The sequence below is a fragment of the Flaviflexus massiliensis genome (genome assembly GCF_001375495.1).
Lineage (GTDB): Bacteria > Actinomycetota > Actinomycetes > Actinomycetales > Actinomycetaceae > Flaviflexus > Flaviflexus massiliensis.
In genome coordinates this window covers 253,441-272,141 of sequence record NZ_LN831057.1, presented here as the reverse complement: position 1 = coordinate 272,141, position 18,701 = coordinate 253,441, and the positions used below count along the sequence as shown (strand labels likewise).

Annotated in this window: 18 protein-coding genes and 1 pseudogene; 9 read left to right on the top strand and 10 right to left on the bottom strand. The window is 57.9% G+C overall.

Annotated elements, in window-relative coordinates; translation table 11 throughout:
- Positions 1–87 precede the first annotated feature (87 nt).
- The 7 genes from BN1241_RS02750 to BN1241_RS02720 all read right to left on the bottom strand — a co-directional run bounded on the left by BN1241_RS02750 (position 88) and on the right by BN1241_RS02720 (position 8,822).
- Entirely contained in the window at positions 88–345 is a 258-nt protein-coding gene (locus BN1241_RS02750; RefSeq protein ID WP_147599229.1) for a DUF3039 domain-containing protein, read from the bottom strand.
- Positions 346–404: 59 nt separating this feature from the next.
- Positions 405–686, bottom strand: coding sequence for an HU family DNA-binding protein (locus tag BN1241_RS02745; RefSeq protein ID WP_054952185.1), 282 nt, complete (start codon positions 684–686; stop codon positions 405–407).
- Between the two features lie 279 nt (positions 687–965).
- The gene (locus tag BN1241_RS02740) at positions 966–2,534 is read right to left on the bottom strand and encodes an aspartate:alanine exchanger family transporter (RefSeq protein ID WP_054952184.1); all 1,569 of its coding nucleotides are present in this window, start codon (positions 2,532–2,534) and stop codon (positions 966–968) included.
- A gap of 294 nt (positions 2,535–2,828) precedes the next feature.
- Positions 2,829–3,671, bottom strand: coding sequence for a hypothetical protein (locus BN1241_RS02735; RefSeq protein ID WP_054952183.1), 843 nt, complete (start codon positions 3,669–3,671; stop codon positions 2,829–2,831).
- On the bottom strand, positions 3,668–5,437 hold the full coding sequence (locus BN1241_RS02730; protein ID WP_054952182.1) for a hypothetical protein: 1,770 nt from the start codon (positions 5,435–5,437) through the stop codon (positions 3,668–3,670). The genes BN1241_RS02735 and BN1241_RS02730 overlap by 4 nt, the downstream gene beginning before the upstream one ends.
- A gap of 24 nt (positions 5,438–5,461) precedes the next feature.
- Complete coding sequence (locus tag BN1241_RS02725; RefSeq protein ID WP_147599227.1) at positions 5,462–6,574, bottom strand: hypothetical protein; 1,113 nt, start codon at positions 6,572–6,574, stop codon at positions 5,462–5,464.
- Between the two features lie 346 nt (positions 6,575–6,920).
- Positions 6,921–8,822: an ABC transporter ATP-binding protein gene (locus tag BN1241_RS02720; RefSeq protein WP_054952180.1), complete on the bottom strand. Its 1,902-nt coding sequence runs from the start codon at positions 8,820–8,822 to the stop codon at positions 6,921–6,923.
- Between the two features lie 437 nt (positions 8,823–9,259).
- On the opposite strand from BN1241_RS02720, the gene BN1241_RS02715 reads away from it, so the two are divergent.
- The 4 genes and pseudogenes from BN1241_RS02715 to BN1241_RS13555 form a co-directional block, all read left to right on the top strand.
- Entirely contained in the window at positions 9,260–9,490 is a 231-nt protein-coding gene (locus BN1241_RS02715; RefSeq protein ID WP_054952179.1) for a hypothetical protein, read from the top strand.
- 737 nt (positions 9,491–10,227) lie between these two features.
- On the top strand, positions 10,228–10,398 hold the full coding sequence (locus tag BN1241_RS12755) for a hypothetical protein (protein WP_154665173.1): 171 nt from the start codon (positions 10,228–10,230) through the stop codon (positions 10,396–10,398).
- A 643-nt stretch (positions 10,399–11,041) separates the two neighbouring features.
- Positions 11,042–11,599 carry a GNAT family N-acetyltransferase gene (locus BN1241_RS02705; RefSeq protein WP_054952177.1) on the top strand — a complete coding sequence of 186 codons (558 nt, stop codon included), beginning with the start codon at positions 11,042–11,044 and terminating at the stop codon, positions 11,597–11,599.
- Between the two features lie 29 nt (positions 11,600–11,628).
- Positions 11,629–11,964 (top strand): annotated as a pseudogene (locus BN1241_RS13555) (hypothetical protein); the annotation flags it as partial.
- Here the strand turns inward: BN1241_RS13555 and BN1241_RS13180 are convergent.
- Positions 11,923–12,183, bottom strand: coding sequence for a hypothetical protein (locus BN1241_RS13180; RefSeq protein WP_054952176.1), 261 nt, complete (start codon positions 12,181–12,183; stop codon positions 11,923–11,925). The pseudogene BN1241_RS13555 and the gene BN1241_RS13180 overlap by 42 nt on opposite strands.
- Positions 12,184–12,266: 83 nt before the next feature.
- Here BN1241_RS13180 and BN1241_RS12940 point away from each other — a divergent pair, with 83 nt between their 5' ends.
- Positions 12,267–12,584 carry an aminoglycoside phosphotransferase family protein gene (locus BN1241_RS12940; RefSeq protein WP_054952175.1) on the top strand — a complete coding sequence of 106 codons (318 nt, stop codon included), beginning with the start codon at positions 12,267–12,269 and terminating at the stop codon, positions 12,582–12,584.
- A gap of 173 nt (positions 12,585–12,757) precedes the next feature.
- On the top strand, positions 12,758–13,606 hold the full coding sequence (locus BN1241_RS02690; RefSeq protein ID WP_054952174.1) for a DUF1206 domain-containing protein: 849 nt from the start codon (positions 12,758–12,760) through the stop codon (positions 13,604–13,606).
- On the opposite strand, the gene BN1241_RS12935 is transcribed toward BN1241_RS02690, so the two are convergent.
- Positions 13,570–13,710: a hypothetical protein gene (locus BN1241_RS12935; RefSeq protein ID WP_187117591.1), complete on the bottom strand. Its 141-nt coding sequence runs from the start codon at positions 13,708–13,710 to the stop codon at positions 13,570–13,572. The two genes, BN1241_RS02690 and BN1241_RS12935, sit on opposite strands and share 37 nt — an antisense overlap.
- 538 nt (positions 13,711–14,248) lie before the next feature.
- Between BN1241_RS12935 and BN1241_RS02685 the strand changes: the two genes are divergently transcribed.
- The 3 genes from BN1241_RS02685 to BN1241_RS12745 all read left to right on the top strand — a co-directional run bounded on the left by BN1241_RS02685 (position 14,249) and on the right by BN1241_RS12745 (position 16,001).
- Positions 14,249–14,776 (top strand): MarR family winged helix-turn-helix transcriptional regulator, encoded by a 528-nt coding sequence (locus tag BN1241_RS02685; protein WP_054952173.1) that lies wholly within the window; start codon positions 14,249–14,251, stop codon positions 14,774–14,776.
- Between the two features lie 786 nt (positions 14,777–15,562).
- The gene (locus BN1241_RS02680; RefSeq protein ID WP_054952172.1) at positions 15,563–15,748 is read left to right on the top strand and encodes a hypothetical protein; all 186 of its coding nucleotides are present in this window, start codon (positions 15,563–15,565) and stop codon (positions 15,746–15,748) included.
- Between the two features lie 157 nt (positions 15,749–15,905).
- Positions 15,906–16,001: an SHOCT domain-containing protein gene (locus BN1241_RS12745; RefSeq protein ID WP_077138242.1), complete on the top strand. Its 96-nt coding sequence runs from the start codon at positions 15,906–15,908 to the stop codon at positions 15,999–16,001.
- A 379-nt stretch (positions 16,002–16,380) separates the two neighbouring features.
- Here BN1241_RS12745 and BN1241_RS02675 read toward each other — a convergent pair whose 3' ends face one another.
- Positions 16,381–18,642: an MMPL family transporter gene (locus tag BN1241_RS02675; protein WP_082418172.1), complete on the bottom strand. Its 2,262-nt coding sequence runs from the start codon at positions 18,640–18,642 to the stop codon at positions 16,381–16,383.
- Positions 18,643–18,701 lie beyond the last annotated feature (59 nt).

Below are 18,701 nucleotides of genomic sequence, written 5' to 3'. Positions count from 1 at the left end.
ATAGCTAACTCACGGGCTTAGGCCCAAGGTTTTTTTGTTGCACGGGCTTAGGCCCAAGGTTTTTTGTTGAGCGAGCAAGCTTTGGCTCTACTCTTTGCCTGAGCCCCCGCCCTGCATTTGCGAATAAATTTCCTTGCATTGCGGGCACACGGGGAAAGCTTCCGGGTTGCGGACCGGAATCCAGACCTTGCCGCACAGGGCGATGACGGCCTTGCCGGTCACGTTCGATTCAGTCAGCTTATTCTTGCGAACATAGTGCGCATAGCGCTCATTGTCCCCAGGCTTAATCTGCTGTTCTTCGCGGGTCTCGGTTACGGTGCCGCCGGTCGGGATTGCTTGACTCATGGTGAAAATTATAGTGCTGGCCACCCTGCGGTGGCCAGCACTCATGTTCTTGGAGAAGACTACTTGGTGACAGCCTTCTTCAGGGCGGATCCTGCGGAGAGCTTCACGCCGTAGCCTGCGGGGATCTCAATTTCCTCACCGGTGCGGGGGTTGCGGCCCTTGCGTGCTGCACGCTCGGTGCGCTCGATGGACATGAGGCCGGTGATCTTGACTGCTTCGCCAGCAGCGAGGGACTCAACGAGAACCTCCTGGAGTGCGGAGATTGCAGCATCGGCATCGGTCTTGGTTAGGTTCGCGCGCTCAGCGATCTTGGCAATGAGCTCTGTACGGTTCAGGGACATATTGCCCACCTCTCATCTGTTGTTTTCTTGGACCCGGTTGGGTCACTAGGTTGAATGTAGCGGAATATTGGCGAGAATGCGCGAAACAACGCGGAAATTCATGGATTTTTCAGATTTCTCTCATCTTTGATCAAGCCCAAAATGTTCTCTTTTGATGCATTTTGACCGACATAGTCTTCAATGCGCCTCACATGTCACGGGCGCCGTCTCGCTCATGGCGAAAACGGCGGCGCTACGCCAAAACGCTCCGGCACTCGCTTCCCTTGCGTCTTCAGCTCGCTATATCGACAAAATTAGGTGGACGAGGAGGATCTTGACGAGGATGCCGAGGGCAAAAAGCGCGGCGTAGCCGCTCTCAATTCTCTCGTCGTCCTTCCTGCTTGTTGCGTAGGAAAGGATTGCAGGTTGGCCGATCATGCCGGCGATGGCGCCGGCGGTGCGAGCACTCGACAGGCCCGACGCACGGCATGCCCCCAGCAGACCGAAGGCCGACACGAGGACAACGACGGCGGCAATGGCGATTGCTGAGAGTCCCTGGCTCGTGAAGGCGGTGTCCATGAAGGCAGGGCCGGCGGCAATGCCGACGGCTGCGAGGAAGATCAGGAGGCCCAGTTGACGGATGGTCAGGTTCGCGGCCTGCGGGATCTGCCAAATGATTGGTCCGGTGCGGTGGAGGGCGCCGAGGATCATGCCAACAATCAGTGGCTCGGCAGCCGCTCCGAGGGAGAACGTGGAGTTACCGGGAAGGGAAATCTCGATCATGCCCAGGAGGAGGCCGAGCGCCATGCCAACGCCGACGGACAGCGCGGAGAAGGTGGAGACGTTACGGACCGAGTCACCAAAGAATTCTGAGACCTCCGAGAGGGATTCTCTCGGTACGACGACGAGGGCGCGGTCACCCAGCTCGAGGATGAGGTCGTCGCGAGCCAACATCTCCAGATCGCCGCGGTTCACGCGGGTGACAACGCCACCGAAGCGGGCTGCAAGATTGAGCTCGGCAATCGTTCGGCCGGCAAGACTGTCGTTGGAGACAACAAAATGACGGAAGTCGACCTGTGCACGGTCGTTGGCAAGATGCTCGGGGATTCGCTCCCCCACCTGTTCGATAGCAGCATGGACAACGGGAGCTGATCCGACGAAGAGGACTTCGTCGCCCTCGATGAGTTCTTCACCGGGCGAGATCACGCGGGTGCGGCCTTCGCGTCGCAGGTAGCTCATGCGAAGCTCCTGCTCAGAAAAACCCTTGACCATGCGTACCGGCATAGGATTGCGCACGTGAACGGAGACTGCCTCAATGTCCTGGCCGGCCAGCGAATCAGTATCCTTCTTGCCTTCCCAGTCCCTGCCAACAATCCAGGCGACAACGAGGATCGCGAGGATCACGCCCACGGGGTAACCGATGGCGTAGCCAACGGACGGTTCACCGGACGTCGAGACGGCATTCGCTGCCGCGAGCGCCGGCGTTGACGTGAGTGAGCCGGTGAAGATACCGGAAACGATGTCGGGGCTGAGATTCATGACCTTGCCAAGTGCAATGGCACCGCCCGCAGCAACAACAAGGAACAGCGTCGCCCATCCCATGATGGGGGCTTGTCGTTTGAGGTCCGCGAAGAAGGTTTGCCCCGCGGATAGCCCAACCATGTAAACGAAGAGAGCCAGCCCGAGCGACTGGATGAGGCCGAGAGAGGCGCCGATGTCGGGGGCAAGCGAGCCGATGACGAGGCCAACGAAAAGTGCTCCCGCGGCACCGAGCCGTAGCGGCCCAAACGGCACCGCACCGAGGGCGGCGCCGAGGGCGACAACAATGAAGATGGTGAGCAGGGGTGCGCTCGAAAGCAGTTCGGTCACAGCCGTATTCCTCCAAAGGGTTCTACAGCTACGGTATCCCGTTCCGCCCACAAGTCGACATAAAGTGGCCGTTTTATCTCGCCCCGGGTTCGTCCACGAGTGGTTTCCGCAAGTTCCTACGGAGCATCATTCACTCCCCGCTAGCCCTCACCCGAGAGAGGGTGCCCCCGCTGGCACGCTAGGAGATGCAGATAGCGCTAGGCACCTATCTTCCGGAACGATGTGCTCCAACTGATCTATTCCCCAGTGTTCGTTCCTCAGTGTTCGTTCCCCAGTGACCGTAGCCCCATGTCGTTAGCGGATGCTCTCGTCGAATTCTTTCGTGACGCGGTAGCCCTTGAAGTAGGGGGTGGCGTCCTCGTTTTGTTCGAACCATTCGAGTAGCCAGGTCTCGTGGGTGTCGCCTTCTTCGAAGTCGTACTCGTAGACGGCTGAGGGCAGTCCCTCGCTGTCGAGGTCAGTGGCCTCGTGAAGGTAACCAGAGTCCGAGCCGAGGCAGATCATGACGGAGGAGTTCATGAGGACACCGCGGTCGTAGCTGTTGGCGATAACGTTCGGCGCTTGGTGCATACGGGTGTAAAGGCCGTCGATGGTGTCGTAGTTGCACACCCCGTCAGTTGTGTAGATGAGCAGGTGGATGGGAACGCCGAGCGCTCTAGTTTCGAGGATGTCCCGCAGTTCATCGGAGACCGGTTCACCGTCTTCGATGTAGGAAACCGACAGGGCGGGGCTACTGCCTCGCACTTCGACGGGAACTCGGGTGCGACCGTCCCCGATGATGTAGTTGACGACCTGGACACCGCTAAGGATTAGGACAATTGCTATCACCCAGGCGGCAATAGATGTGATGACTTCGCTCGCGGACTTCCCGTGGTAGCCCTGGAAGTAGCCGGAAATGTTTGTGAAGACGGCACGCAGCCACCGGGTTGCCGAGGTGTCGATGGAGAAGAAAACCTTGGTGGCATCCTTTTCTCGGTGGATCTGCTGCAGTGACTCCCCCGCGACAACGCTCGGTGCTCCGGCGACACCGACCCCGATGTCGTCCGTGCGAGTAAGTGAGAACACGGGGGTATGGGCTAGTGTGCGTGCGTCCTCCAACATCACCGCCCGAGCATCCGCGGTTCTCGGCGAGTTCATTTCCTCATGAGCATCGGCTTCCGCCTTTGCCAGACGATCATCACGCTGGTCCTTGGCGGGGCCTTGGTCTTGGTAGATTCCGCTATCTCAGACCGCTCCCCTGTCTCCGTGAGATCTGGTGTAGCGGACGGGGTCAGGGAGCGCAGGCGAGCTGTCTCGCTGCGCTCCCTCGCAATGGCGTCCAGAGCGCTGAGGGCCTTGGTGGGTGTGATCGTTCCTGCCGAGAGCTTCGGAGCGAGGGCAGAGATCTGCTCGATGGCTTCCTCCGAGTTGTCTCGAAGTGCAGCATAGAGCACGGCCCCTTCGTTTTCCCATGCTTGCGCCCACGTCCCCTCCATCCCCAGCACGGGCCTGATGCGCCACAGGGATTCGGCCTGCTCGCGTACCGTGCGAACGAGGGCGACTCGGGTTTCGATGGATAGCTCTTCACCGATGCCATTATCGAGGTGGTGGAGGTTCAGGTAGTCCGATTCCCGGGCGGCAAGGCGGGAGCTCGAATCATAGGTCGGATGGTCGGTTGCCACCATGGAGATCTCGAGGGTGAGGGCCTCTTCCGCGAGTGTCATCGCGGTCAGGGAAGTCTTGACTTCCTTCTCCCAGCCCTTCTTCCTGCGGCTGATAACAATTGGCCTCATGGCAAGGGGGAGGAGAGCGGTGACGGCGGTGAAGGTGATGAGGGCGGTCACGAGGGCGCCGGTCACGCTGGAGGAACCGGAGGTGATTGTTGATACGCTCTCCTCAAAGCCCACTCCTCTCAGGCCGTTCGAGTATCCGGCAAAACCATCCCAGACCTGTGCCTCGATCGACGGATAGGTAGCGTTCATGGCGTCATAGAATTTGCCCCTGCCAGCGGAGTCCTCATCGACATCGATGGAGAGTTCGTACGACGTGTCGAAGCCCGACTGTTCACCCGAGTCCGCGTACCAGATGGCAACCGTATTCTCGTCGATCAGGCCTGCGTATTCATCGCCAATGGGTTCGAAGTATTCGGGGAAGATCTCAATGAGCCCCCTCTTATCAGGATATTCGTACTCGTCGAGGGGAAGCTCCTCCGGGGTTGTGAGCACCAGGTAGTCGGCGGAAGACAGCAGTGGAATAGTCGACAGAGCATCCGTAAGGGCCTCATCATCGTCAATGATGTTGGCGTCGTCGATGATCGTCACGCTATCGGGAAGGTGGAGGACCTCATCGCCTTCGGGAATGCTGACGGCGTTGTTCCGCTCTGTTTCGCTCGACACCAGCTCATCGGGGATCGTGATAGCAGCCTCGTCAGCATCCGAGATCACACCCTCCTCAACCGGATTGAGCCACACGTAGATACCGCCCGCACCAATGGCAACCGCCGCCGCAATCATGATGACGATTGGGGATACCGGGATCTTTAAGGAGTTGGCTCCCTGCGCAACTTTCGCCTCGGCGATACGTTCGGCCAGCTGCTGTTTCACCTTTTGGCTTGTCGGTTTCTCGGAGTTCCTGGTCGCGGCTCTGCGGCTGGTGCGTCGCTTTGTCACGGTACCGCCGGCGGCGGCAATCTCGAGCGTCCGGTAGCGAAACGGGTCCTCAATCTCCGTCCTGCGGTCAAAATCTTTCCCATGCTCGGATTCGTAGGCTACATAAACGTGGTCGGCCACGGTCGCCAATTCGGTGGCAATCGCGTCCAGCGCAACAAGTCCCTCGGCCGAGGCATTCTTGCTCGCAACCTCAAGCTCACCGGCAAGTACCGGCAGTCGCTTCGCGAGCCTCTTATCCCCCGTTTCCTGAGCCAAAACGGTGGCTGCGTCAATCGCTGTTCATAGCGTAGCAACGGACGGGTGACGAGACATGTCCCCCGCGCTCTTACCCCGGCGGAGTCTTTTCTTTGTCCGCTCGCTTCGGAGCACGTTCTCATCGGCTACAAGAGTTGCCTCGGCTTCTCTCACGACCGTGGCATTCTGATCGAGTCGGACAAGCGATGGGAGGTTGACCGGCTTGATCAGCTCCTCCCAGTCGAGGTGATGGAACTCAAAGACGGCACGCGCAAGCTCAATGTACCGGTGCCGGTACTGCTCCACCCTCGCCTCCATGGTCTTCCCGTAGGAACCGGTCGTTGCGACACCGATGAGCTCCATGCCGTCCAGGGACTCGGTTGCCTCCCGGTAGGTATCGAAGACCCGTTCGACGACTTCTGTGAGCTCGCGGCCGGACAGTCCGGCCAGATGCGTAGCGTTCTTTTTCTGGTCAGTACGCTGTCTCGCAGCATGCAAAACCAGTCCAACAAGCAGGCCTGCGATTAGACCTGCCACGATGGCAAGGAGATAGTCGGAGAAGGTTCTGCCGCTCGTTACTTCGGCTTCCTGATCCGCAAAGACCTGCAGACCATCGGCAACCGTACCGGGAGTCAGTTCCCCTTGAGAGAGCCGATAGGTCAGCGAATCGGCCACGTCGAAACGGAGGTGCCAGAAGTCTTCGGGCTCGTACCTGGGATGGACTCCCATGGAGACGTTCACGATTTCTCGCTCGGGCTCCACCCAGAGGACAACGGCATCATCGTCGACGCGAACGGTCGGGACATAGGCGGGGTAGGTATCTTGTAGGCAGCTAACGTTATCGACCTGGCAGTCCTCGGTGACCTGGAGTTCGTCCGTTGTTCCAACAACGATGAGGACTCTGATAGGGCGGCCCCACGTCACGTCATCGATCGCCGTGCGGAGCTCTTCCTCGTTGAAGAACCCATTCGGGTCGTCTATCGTCACCTGGCTGGACCGGACACCTGTCCGGCTCTCCTGGGAAGCCAGAGCTAACGCCCCGAGGCCAACCCCGACACCAACAAGGATTGCGATCAAGGCCCGCCAAGAAGGCAGAAACGATCGGAGGGAAGCAACAAATCCTCGACGGTCAGTTTTCTCTTCCTTCCCACGAGACATGGGTCGATTATGGCATGGCAAAACGGACCAACAGGCTCAATACCGAGCCCGCAGGGACGAGAAACCCAAGTAGACAGGTCTACGAACCCGAGTCCAAAATTCAGAAAGCAAAAGCCCAAGGTCGACAGAAACAAAGACAGTTCGACCCAGGAGGAACGGAACGGAAGCGGGAGCCCGGCTAGGCAATGAGACCAAAGATCTGACTACCGAGCACCCACGATCCCAGCGGTTCGAAGTACTCGAGCTAACGTTTCATTCGAGCTAGCGCTCGAATCCCACAGGCTACCGTTTGGTTCGTGCAAGTGAACGTTTGATTCGCCTGAGTTACCGTTCGATTGCGCACACGCTAGCGTTCGATGCCGTAAGAACGCATGGCCTTCTTGGCGCGCTTCGTCCCCTCTTCCTGAAGGGCAAGGAGCTCGGCGTAGATACCACCGGAGACGGCAAGCTCAGCAGGGCTACCGATCTCGTCAACAACACCATCACGGAGGGTGACGATGCGATCAACGCTCGAGATGGTGGACAGCCTATGGGCGATGATCAGTGATGTTCTATTTTCCATGAGAGTCTCCAGGCCCTCCTGGACGAGGCGCTCGGAGCGAGTATCGAGTGCCGACGTCGCTTCATCCAGAACGAGAATCGACGGGTCCTTGAGGATTGCGCGAGCCACGGAAATACGTTGCTTTTGGCCGCCTGAGAGCTTCAGTCCGCGCTCACCAATAACGGTGTCGAGACCATTCGGGAAGTCCTCAATGAACCGCCACGCATTCGCCTTCTTCGCGGCCTCAATGATTTCTGCCTCGGAGGCAGCTTCATTGGCGTAGCCAATGTTCTCCCGGATCGTTCCCGAGAACAGGCTCGAGTCCTGGAAAACCACGCCGATCTGAGAGCGAAGTTCAAGGAGGGAAAGGGAATGAACGTCGGTACCGGCAACAGCAATCGTGCCTCCGCGGGGACGATAGAGCCCGAGGAGCAAGCTGATGATCGTGGTCTTGCCACCGCCGGATTCACCAACGAAGGCGATCTTCTCCCCCGTCCTCACGGAGAACGACACGCCCTTCAGAACATCCGGGTCGTCGTCGTAACCAAAGGTCACGTCTTCAAACGCAACGGCCGGACCGTCGTGAACCAGCGTGGTAGCGAGATCGTCCTGAGCGGGCGTGAGGGCTACTCCGTCGCTTCCCGAGCCCGACCTGGCCGCGGGACCAGCAACTGTCGAGGAAGCGGATGTTTCTGCTCGCTTCTTTTGCTCGGCGAGAGTGGGTGCTCGATCGACCTCGATTTCCATGACCTCGAAGTAGTCGCGCGAGCCTGCGATAGCGTGCTGGGCGGAGTCCACCAGGAACGACATCGAGCCAACCGGCTGGCGTGCCATGGCAACCAACTGAACGAGAAGGACCATGTCGCCAACAGAGAAGCGGCCCTGGACTGTGTAGGTAAAGATGATGGCGTAAATTCCAAAGAAGATCACCGCCATGATCCCCCGCCGCAGAGCATCCATACCGTGCCAGTGCAGGGACTGCTTGCGGGTGGTTTGGATTGTGCGGTCGTATCGCTTTGTAAAGGACTTCAGCTCGCGGAGCTCGGAAACGAAAGACTTAACAACCTTGATTTGGCCGACAACTTCGTTGAAGCGCCCGCCAGCAACATCGATATCTTCGTTCTTCTCACCCTCGTACTTCTGCCACTTCTTCGACGTCAACGTCGTCAGCCACATGTAGACCGGGAAAATAATCGCAAGGAGAAGAGCCAGCGGCCACGCATACCAGGCGGTGATCACAAGAACCGCAACGGTCGTGATGATCATCGTGAAGAAGCTGTTCGAAAACATCTTCGCGAAGTTCGTGACCTCGGTGATCGAACGGTTAAGCCGAGACACGATCGTTCCGGTCAACTCATTATCGAAATAGCGTTGCGGCAGAGATAGGAGCTTCTCGAAGTACCGGACCGACAGGATCGACCGCATCCGCGCACTCATGACGTCACCGACGTAACCACCAATCGACGACACAGCGGTTGAAGCCAACTCAATGATGAGGAACGCACCGGCAAGCCACAACACGGTCCTGATCGCGGAACTCTCAGTCCGATCACCAGAGATTGCTTCCACAACCACATCGGTCGCCCCGGCAATGATGAACGGGATGACGAGAGCGGCTACTGCGGTCAAAACCGACGCCAGAATAATGACTGCAAAGTGGACCCGCAGCTCCTTCGTGAAGTGCACAATCCTCACCAATGATTTCACTGAACCTCCTAGATTCTCCATGAACCACAACGGCAACAACGGTCCAATTAGTCCGAGAGTTCCCTCATAGCCCTCACACCTCCCGTCCAGGCCGACGCTTCGGGCACCACCGGGATAGTTAAGCCAGCCTGAGGCCTCACATCACCTGAATCTGAACGTACACCCACCTGAACGAGAGAGAGAATCTGGGCACGAAGCAACCTGATCGAGTCGGAGCTTGAACGAGCACAAGCCACAGCGGGATCGAGTCGGAGCTAGATGGAGTACGAGCCGGAACAAGCTAGAGTCTGATCGAGGCAGATCTGAAACTTTAATAGCCACACTCCGACGCTACCTTCCTATCCGACCTTGATTCGGGGTCTGATTGATCCGAGTTTGGGACCTTCACACCTTCCGCTCACTCCGTTGTGCTGGGAGGATACTGGCTAAGTGCCACCGTGGGCCGAAGAGGAGTCCTGTCACGCTCATGGAAAACCGGCGCCACGCTGCTCGGGGTTGCCATCGCGGGAACAGTTGTTTTTGACCGGGCGATTGAACTCGACATTGGAATGCTCCCTGGCGAACGCCACAAGCCCCTGCCCGGTGACGACATTCTTCCTGGCACTACGGTCTCGTTCGACCGTGCCATCACGATCCAATCACCCCGGAGAAAGTGTGGCCGTGGTTGATCCAGCTCAGACAGGACAGGGCGGGGTTCTATTACTTTACAGCACTTGAAAACCTCGTCGGGTGCATCGTAACCGACAGCCATAACATCATGCCAGCATGGCAGGAACACCTCGTTGGCGACAAAGTTCCGCTTCACCCCGATATCGCGCTATCGGTTGTTGGTATCGATCCCGGTAGCTCGCTTGTCCTGTCGTCAGATGTGGGCGGGCACCGCGCACGATGGACTTCGCGTTCACCTGGTTGTTCACACTCTTCCCGGAAGGCGTAGCGCCCGCGAACACCTCCGTGAGCGCTACGAGCCGCACACGGATGCTACGGCGACGGTGGTCACGAGGGCTGGTGTCATGAGCCGTATCATGACGTGGCGGATGCTGAACACTATCATGAAACTCGTTGAAACACGGGAGTCAGAACGCTCGCGGACCTGGGCACGTCGACGGGTCTGGACCCATCCCGTTGACTACCCTCCCAGGGAACTACGACGAGGCACGTCGACCTCAAGTCGATGAGTGCCCAGGTTGCTTTCTGAGGCCTCCCTGGAAGGCGTTGCCGGACTTGCGCTGAGCAGCTTCACCCAGGTGACTGCCCCGGTAGCGTGTGACTTACCTGACCGAAGGAAGAACCCCACGTCAATCCGCACCTCCGCCTACATTACCTTTACCGGAACGCCGAAGAGGCTCTCACGTTCTAACACTCCGTCTTTGGCGGAAACCTTGAGATCGACAAGTACGACGACATGCCGGACACGGAATTCCCATTCGAACCAGATCCGGAATGGGTCGCCCACGGCGATCTCACCGGTCCCGTCAACATCAGCGGCAGCGACGGTGGCGATCAGCCACTGAAGTCCCACGTCTACTCATTTCTCGTCTACTCCGACAGTATCGAGGGGGCCGGGCTCGTCTAGAGAAGCTGTCTGCCGCTGGTGGAGAAGAAGCCATGGCGTACGAAGAAGCTCCCTAGGGCGATCACTACGGCCAGGTTCGCGACCGTTTCGGTGTCCCTTGGGCCGTCGAAGCAAACGAGAACTAGCAATTCTTATTTCACAGCAAGAAGTCAATAACGAACTCATACCGTGCGTGCGGTTGCAAGAAGCACTCACGACTGCTTGCGTCGTTGTATCCAGGAACCGAACTCATTCGACAAACAACAGAGATGTGGTGAGTGGCGCCATGGGCGCACCTCACTTGTCAGACCCGGCAGGCTCATGACGAACCACCTGCCGGGCTCGGGCTGCGAAGTGATACGCAGAAACTCGAGGTCATTGATCGTCACCGATTTCTTACGTTTGTGTTGTATATATGGAAGCCGAAGCGATCCGGACTTTCGTCGCATATCGTAAATATTGGAGAAAGCACCGCGCGTCGTCGGCCTGACGTAGGGATCAGTTACAGGCAAGGCCGTGACAGATATTCGAGCTGGCTCTATCAGCCCGGCAGAACCTCATTCCAGCCCGGCAGAACCTCATTGAGTGCCATGAATGAAGAGTTTAAACAAGCACGTGGCCGACCGAGGCCTTACGATGGTGCGCGAGCACGCGGAGGAACACTATGACTATCTCACTGACCCGCATGGATCCAGCCGGATCGGATCGAGCAACACTCATGAGCTTTATGACAGCGAACGAGTTCCCGTTTCACATGCGCCCACGGCCCTCGGCCTCCCAGGTTTCGAGCTCTATCGAAGACGGTTCTTTCGATAATGAGGACACGACAACGTACTGGATCGAGCATTCAGAGCTGGGTCGAATTGGGACACTTACCCTTGAGGACCTCACCGACCCCACTCCCCTTTTCGACCTTCGGCTCGACTCAAAGTTCCGTGGCCGCGGGCTCGGAACCAGCGTTCTCCGTGCCGCAACCGATCATGTCTTCAGGACAATGGACGTCAACCGCTTCGAGGGACAGACCCGGGAGGACAACGTTGCCATGAGGGCGGTGTTCCTCAAGTCGGGTTGGGTGAAGGAAGCCCACTACCGGGAGGGCTGGCCCGTTGACGTTGGCACGCCCGTTGCTTCCGTTGCGTACGCGATCCTGAGGCGTGACTGGGAGAACGGCACCTTAACTCCCGTGCCGTGGGATGACTTCACGATTGACCGGGCATCCTAGCTTTTCACTGCGGGGATAGGGTGGTGTCAATGACTATCGAGAGCCCACCCTCTTTTGCGGAGCTACTTTCTAACAGGCACCCTGATCCTCTTCTCACGCGCGAATTTTCGCGTCACTGGACGAGTGGGGCGGAGTGGCTCGAAGCGTTACCGAGGCTCCTCAGGAAGGCTTTCAACCACTGGGAGCTGACAGTCGATGACGCAGATCCCGGCTATATCCGCACCGGCAACACCGCCGTTGTCATCGACGTTTTGAAAGGCAAAAAGCCTGCGGTATTGAAGTTAAGTTGGTCGTTCATGGAGGGAGCTTTCGAGCACCTGGCGCTACGCGAGTGGGACGGCGTGGGAGCGGTTCGTCTCGAGGCCGCCGAGCCACGCGACTATGCGTTGCTTCTGGAAAGACTCGATCATCGGCGGAGCCTTGCCGGGGAATTGATTCTTGACGCCTGCGAGGTCATTGGAACGCTGATCAACACTCTCAACCGGCCCGCCTCCCCGAAGTTCCAGACCATCGCGGGGGCTCTCAAAGCGATGGGAGGAGGAGTTCGCAGGCGAGCATTCTCGGGTGCCGAGAAGGCTCCTCACCCAGGCAAGCTCTCACCTGAGAGACCTTGTTGCGGACCTCAAGGATGGAACGAGATTTATCCACACCGGACTGCACGACACGAATGTCTTTTGCTCTTCTGGAGACAGGTCACGGGAACTGGCTTACCATTGATCCTCAAGCGGTTCCGGGAGAACCCGCCTTCGCCGTCGCACCCATGGTGTGGAACCGAGCGGAGGAAACGGCTCACGCCTGCAATGCGCGCAACCACGTGCGCATGCGAGCCGACATCATTTCGGACGTCGCCGGGCTCGACGAAGAACGCGTGCGGGCATGGACGTTTGTGCGCCTCATTCAGAACGCGGTGTGGGATGCGAATGAGAATGACCAGGATGGACTGACCACTACATTTCCCTCACGAAAATGTTTGCGCAGTAATTAAGAAAGAACCCCAGGACTAACAGGGGGAACCCGAAACCACGCTAGGAAACTGAGACCCACCGAGCGGGCCGCGCGACCCTGGGAACGTCCAAATTGACTGTTTTGAGCAAATCTCGTGGATCTTTATGCAGGTCGCGAGGTTACATCGAGGCGTTTGGCGCCTACGCTGTGACTATGAATACGCCTTCGGGAAAGAAGACTGTCAATCACGTTACCGGTGCCGCGCGCGGTGCCGCGTCCGAAGCAAAGAACAGCAAGTGGTTCGAGTACGTAGCCCGGATTGGATACGTCATGACCGGCCTTATCCACACAATGATCGGATGGATCTGCCTGCGGCTCGGGCTGACGGGCAACTCGGGTGAGTCCGCTGACCAGTCGGGCGCAATCGGGGCCTTTGCCGATGCTCCCGGTGGTGCGGCGCTTCTCTTTATCGGTGGTATTGCCATGGCAGCACTGGCACTTACCCACCTGCTGGATGTTTTCTACGGAAGCGGACGCAGGTCAAAGAAGAAGGCCTCCGCAATCATCAAGGCCATCTCCAAAGCAGTCATGTACGCGGCCCTCGCCTACACCTCGATCCAGTTTGCTCTGGGCGACTCTTCGGACTCGGGTGACTCTGCGGAGAGCGCTACCGAGCCATTCCTCAGTAGCCCAACCGGCAAGGCAATCGTTATTGGCGTTGGTGTCATCATCATCATTGTTGGCATCTATCACGTATACAAGGGCATGTCCCGCAAGTTCCACCAGGACTTGATCCCCTCCGGCGACCGACAGATCGGCCAGCTCATCGACAAGACGGGCCTCGTCGGTTACGTCGCAAAAGGCATTGCCCTCATGGGTGTCGGTGCGATGGTCATGTGGGCAGGTTTCACTGCCGACGTCAACAAGGCACGCGGACTCGATGTTGCCTTCAAGGAAGCACTCGACCTTCCCGGCGGCGGTATTGCCCTTGCCGCTATCGGCATTGGATTTATCCTGTACGGCATCTATTCGTTGATGAGGGCGAAATACCAGGAAATGTAAGTCTGGCGGAAGATTCCGTCGTAAGCCGAGAAGACCTCCGGAATGATGCGGTGGTAGCCCACACGCTTAAGGAGGTCTTCCCAATCCCGGCCGTTAACGATCACCCACGGACCCAATAGTTCAACGCATGAATCAACCGGAACAACTATCTGCGCCCCCTTCCTCGAGGGAATGCGCGCAGAGCTTTCTCCGACAGAATAGAGTTTCCTCATCATCTCGACAACTCGAGTAATCTCACCAAGCGCCCCCTCGCCAAAAGCCCCAGTGTCAGAAACGATGGATCACACCCGGGCCATCATCCGAGTCATAGTAGTCACTGAACAGTCTGCTAGCGACTGCCGACTCCGAGGACGCAGGAAGGTGGGCGCTCAGGTTTTTCGATGACGCCTCGGAAAAACGGCCGAACGGCGGGCCGCCGAAGCCTGCCGCACCAATCTAGACGAGTACCATGAGTGCGGGGAGGAAGCCCCTCAGCAGGCGACTCTTCTTCCGGTGTCAGAAGATTGGTGTTTGGTCGATGTCGCAGTCATGGTCAAGCGAACCTTCTACGCCAAATCTTAGTATGCTCACAAAAACTACACCAGGTGTAATAATAGGGGAACTGTGAACGACAACTCTCCACAATCTGCCAAACCTCCCGGAATGTTCGGCCTCCGAGCGAACAGTCCGTCAGGGGAGCTTCTCGACCTCTCCGACCTGGAAGAAGACGACATTGAACAGATTTCAGCTCTCATGAATTCTCTCGGAAATCTGAGGGAAGCCGAACGCCGGGTTTCGGAAGCCTCGGCCACTTACATGGCGCTGAACGAGACGGACATGAGAGCCCTGCATTTCCTCATCGTGTGCGAGAACCTCGAACAAGACGTCACGGCATCGAGCATTACTCGCCACCTCCGTGTCTCCCCCGCCACGACCACAAAGTTGCTCGACCGGCTCGAAAAGGGCGGTCACATCACTCGCTCCCCACATCCCACAGACCGGCGCGCAACCACAATCCACATCACCCGCAAAACGCGAAAGGCCGCCTACGAATCTGTCGGGGCAATGCAGTCCCGCAGATACCATGCCGCTGCCCGGCTGAACCGCGAGGAACGCGACATCGTTATCCGTTTCCTGGTGGACATGACCGAGCAGATTGACATGAAGTACGCCAATTGGGCGCAGCGTTAAGTAGCGCATTGCGCACAATGCGGTGTAGCACCTTGGCATACAACGACGCAGCGCCTTCGGCAAACCCCACCGTAGCTGACTGGGTCCTTTGCAGAGTAAAGACCATAATCTGCCCCGCCTAAGGGTCAACGGACACAACCTTCGAACGCAGAAACTCACCTCATTCGAGCATGGTCCATAACCATGGCCACGAAACGCGAGGCCCCGGCCCTGACACTGATCCGCGCGCACGTCGAATTCTGGGCGAATGGACACGTGTTCACAGCATCATGGAAACGTGCCGTTAACCATGCGGATGTTACGATTCTATTGAGCGATTTCATCCTTAAAGTCGGTTCTACTGACAGGAAAATGTGCCGATGAGGAAGAAACTAGCAATTTCATCGGTACCACTGCTCGTGGCAGGCCTTGGCGCATGCGGGAGCGACAGCGAAGACTATTCCGCACCGGATAGCTCCGGGAGGTCCACGGCTTCAGCCGCTGACGCAGCGCCGATAATGGTGAAGAGAACACTAGCGATGAGGCCTCAGAGCACGAAATCGCATCAGAGGAGACGTGGGAATGGATGACAGCATTCGAAGCGGTTTTTGATCACGATGCCGAGGCTTTCTGTGACATGATGGAGGAGTCAGTTAGCAACAAAACTGCGATACTCTCCGATAGGGCAAGTTTCACGGCCCCCTACAGGCCGAACTCGAGCACCAGCTTGGTGGGTATGACTTCTTTGCAAGCGACCCGGAGGTCAGGGACAAGCTGGAATTCAGGATCGCTGACCACGAGGACTACGTGGTCGGGGAACACTGGGACACCGAACGCGGCAGGTCACTTGAAGACTTCCAGCTAACCACTGGCAGGTACGGCGAAATCACCATCCAGGACCGTAGCGGCACCGTCACGCTGTCAATGCCGTACGAAACCGATGTCGTTCTCAACGACGGCCTTCCGCTCAAGATGGAAAAGTGGCGATTATGAAAATTGTCGCCTCGTTTACATGATCGACGGCCTGCCGTACGGCGACCGCTAGCTCGCGCTCGCCGATCATCCCGTCCATTTCGCAGAAAACTCCGCTGTCGAGTTCTCGGTTGGCTCCAGCGGCACGGTCACCTGCCCAGCGGCGTAGCCGGACCCGATGGCGCAACTCACGCAAGCAAAGCAGATGCTCGACCAGGGGCTTATCAACGAACAGGACTACGAGACCGTCAAGAAGAAGGCCCTCGGACTGTAGTCACTCAGCCGGTCGACACTCGAGCTGGAGCCTCAAGGTCTTGCAGCCCAGAAGTGAAATCACCACTGCCCAGACAAGTGCACAGGAATCAATGCAGTTGTCTGGGCAGTGAGCACTGCAGATACTCCGCTTAAACCGATGGCCAACCGGCTTTACGAAGCCACTTGAATCCATCGAGGAGAATGTCGAGAACGAAACCGAACGCTGCATCGAGGTCACATCCGTGACTCGCACCCGGTGCCATTGTCGCTTTGCGAACCATCGCAGGGTACTGCCGGCCGAACACCGACATCGCAACCTCCCGCTCCCCCGAATCCTCGGACCCCTCAGCTGTCGCTCTTTAAGGTCCGGTTACCCGGTTGAGTGACAACCCGTGGGGTCAGACTCGGCTGACGTGACCGTTCTGACCATCCGTGCGGAGTTCATCGTCCTGCTCATCCTTCGTGAGTTCGGCAGCTTGTCCATCGTCTGTGGAGAGCTTGGAAGGCCACCAGATTTTCTTACCAATGTCCAGGCTCAGTGCCGGGACCAGCAGTGTTCTCACGACGAAGGTGTCGAGGAGGACGCCGAAGGCCACAATGAATGCGAGCTGGAACATGAATAGGATCGGTATAACGGCGAGTGCCGCGAACGTGGCAGCGAGGACCATACCGGCAGAGGTAATGACCGTACCCGTTACCGCAAGGCCCCGGACAATGCCTTTCCGGGTTCCATGACGGAGCGATTCTTCCCGAACTCGTGTCATGAGGAAGATCGTGTAATCGATGGAGAGCGCCACCAGGAATACGAAGGCATAGAGGGGAACAGCCGGGTCCGCTCCGGGGAAGTCGAGGATCTCGTTGAAGACAATCGCGGAGACACCCATAGCCGTGCCGAATGACAGGAGAGTTGTCAGCACCAGCAGGATTGGGGCAACGATTGCTCTCAAAAGCAACATGAGGATGGCAAGAATGACAACGAGGACAAGCGGGATGATGAGCTGTCGGTCCTCAATTGACGTTGTGATCGTATCCAGGTTCGTCGCGGACGGTCCGCCGACGAGCGCACCGGGAGCAGCTTCAGACAGGCCTTCCCTCATGTCGACAATTGCATCAAGAGCCGCGCGCTCGTCGGCCGGATAGGACAGTGTTGCTTGGAGCAGAACGTTACCGTCGACAACTGTCGGCTCCGGCGCCGGAGCCTCCGGCCCTCCCGTGGACTGAATGCCATCCTGGTTGATCGGCGCCTGTCCACCGGGACCATCCGCCGCGCTAATCGTGACGGAATCAACTCCTTCAGTTTCCTCAAGGACACGCACGGCTTCGTCTAGGTTTCCCTCCGGCACAAGAATCGTGGCGGGGCTACCGGAGCCAGCCGTGAACTTCTCGGATAAAACTTCCTGACCATCGCGCGCCTCCGAGACCGTGAGGACCAGTTCGGTTTCGGCAACGCCATCAGCTCGCAGTTGCGTGACGCCGGCGGCGCCAACGGCGAGCACAATGAGAGTAACGATCCAGATCGGGCGGGGACGGCGCTCAACCCAGCGAACAGTCCGGCCCCACACACCCGTCGACTTGACGTGATCCTCGCCGACAGAATCCGGGTCGTAGTGGGGAACGCGAGGCCAGAACGCATGCCTACCGAGCAGACCCAGAAGGGCCGGAAGAAGAGTCAGAGCAGACAGAATCGAAACAATGATTCCGATCGAGGCAACGGGGCCAAGAACAGAATTGGACTCCAGGTCGGATAGGAGGAGCATGAGAAGGCCGGCAATAACGGTGCCGCCGGACGCAACAACCGGTTCAATAGTTGCCCGCCATGCCTTCTTCGTGGCCTCCCAACGATCTTCATTTACCGCAAGTTCCTCACGGTACCTGGCAACATAGAGAAGTGAATAGTCGGTCGAGGCACCGATGACAAGGATGAAGAGAATGCCCTGGACCTGCCCATTGAGGAGGAATGCTCCCCAGTTCGCGAGGTTCCACACCACGAGAAGCGCACCGCATAGGGCAACAAGGCTCGTCATGAGAACAGCGGCGGGAAGAATCAGGGATCGGTATACAACAAGAAGGATGACGAGGACAGCAGCGAATGCGACCGCAAGAAGGAGACCGTCAACTCCGGCGAAGGCCGCACTGAGGTCGGTTGCGAGCCCGGCCGGGCCAGTCACATAGGACGTCATACCGTCCGGCAGCTCGCTATCGAGAACACCCTTCAGCTCGTCAACGCCGTCCGAGAGCTCAACAGATGAATCGATGGGAACGAATACTTGGACCGCCTCACCATCCTCCGAAGGAATCGGAGGGGAAATTTCGCCCGTGGAATCAAGCTGACCTAAAGAATCGACGACTCGACCAATCTCTGCCAAATCCGCTTCATCAAGAGCACCGTTCTCCGACACGATCACAATCACACCGGGAACGTCATCGGAATCGTAGAACTCTTGCGAAGCAGTACTCACCGTTGCCGATTCGGAATCGGCCGGCAGGTAGGCACTTTGATCATTCGAAGAGACCTCTGAAATTCGACCGAAGAGCGGCCCTCCAAGACCCGCTGCAACAACCCACACCAGCAAGATCATCGCGGGCAGGAAAACTCGCAATAGTCGCCACTTCTTAGGCCACGTGGTCGAGGAATCGTTTTTTGACGTTGGTTTTGTCATGATCCATCCATCCTTCTCGAAGAAAAATTACTTCACTTGTCGAACATTACACGAAGTGT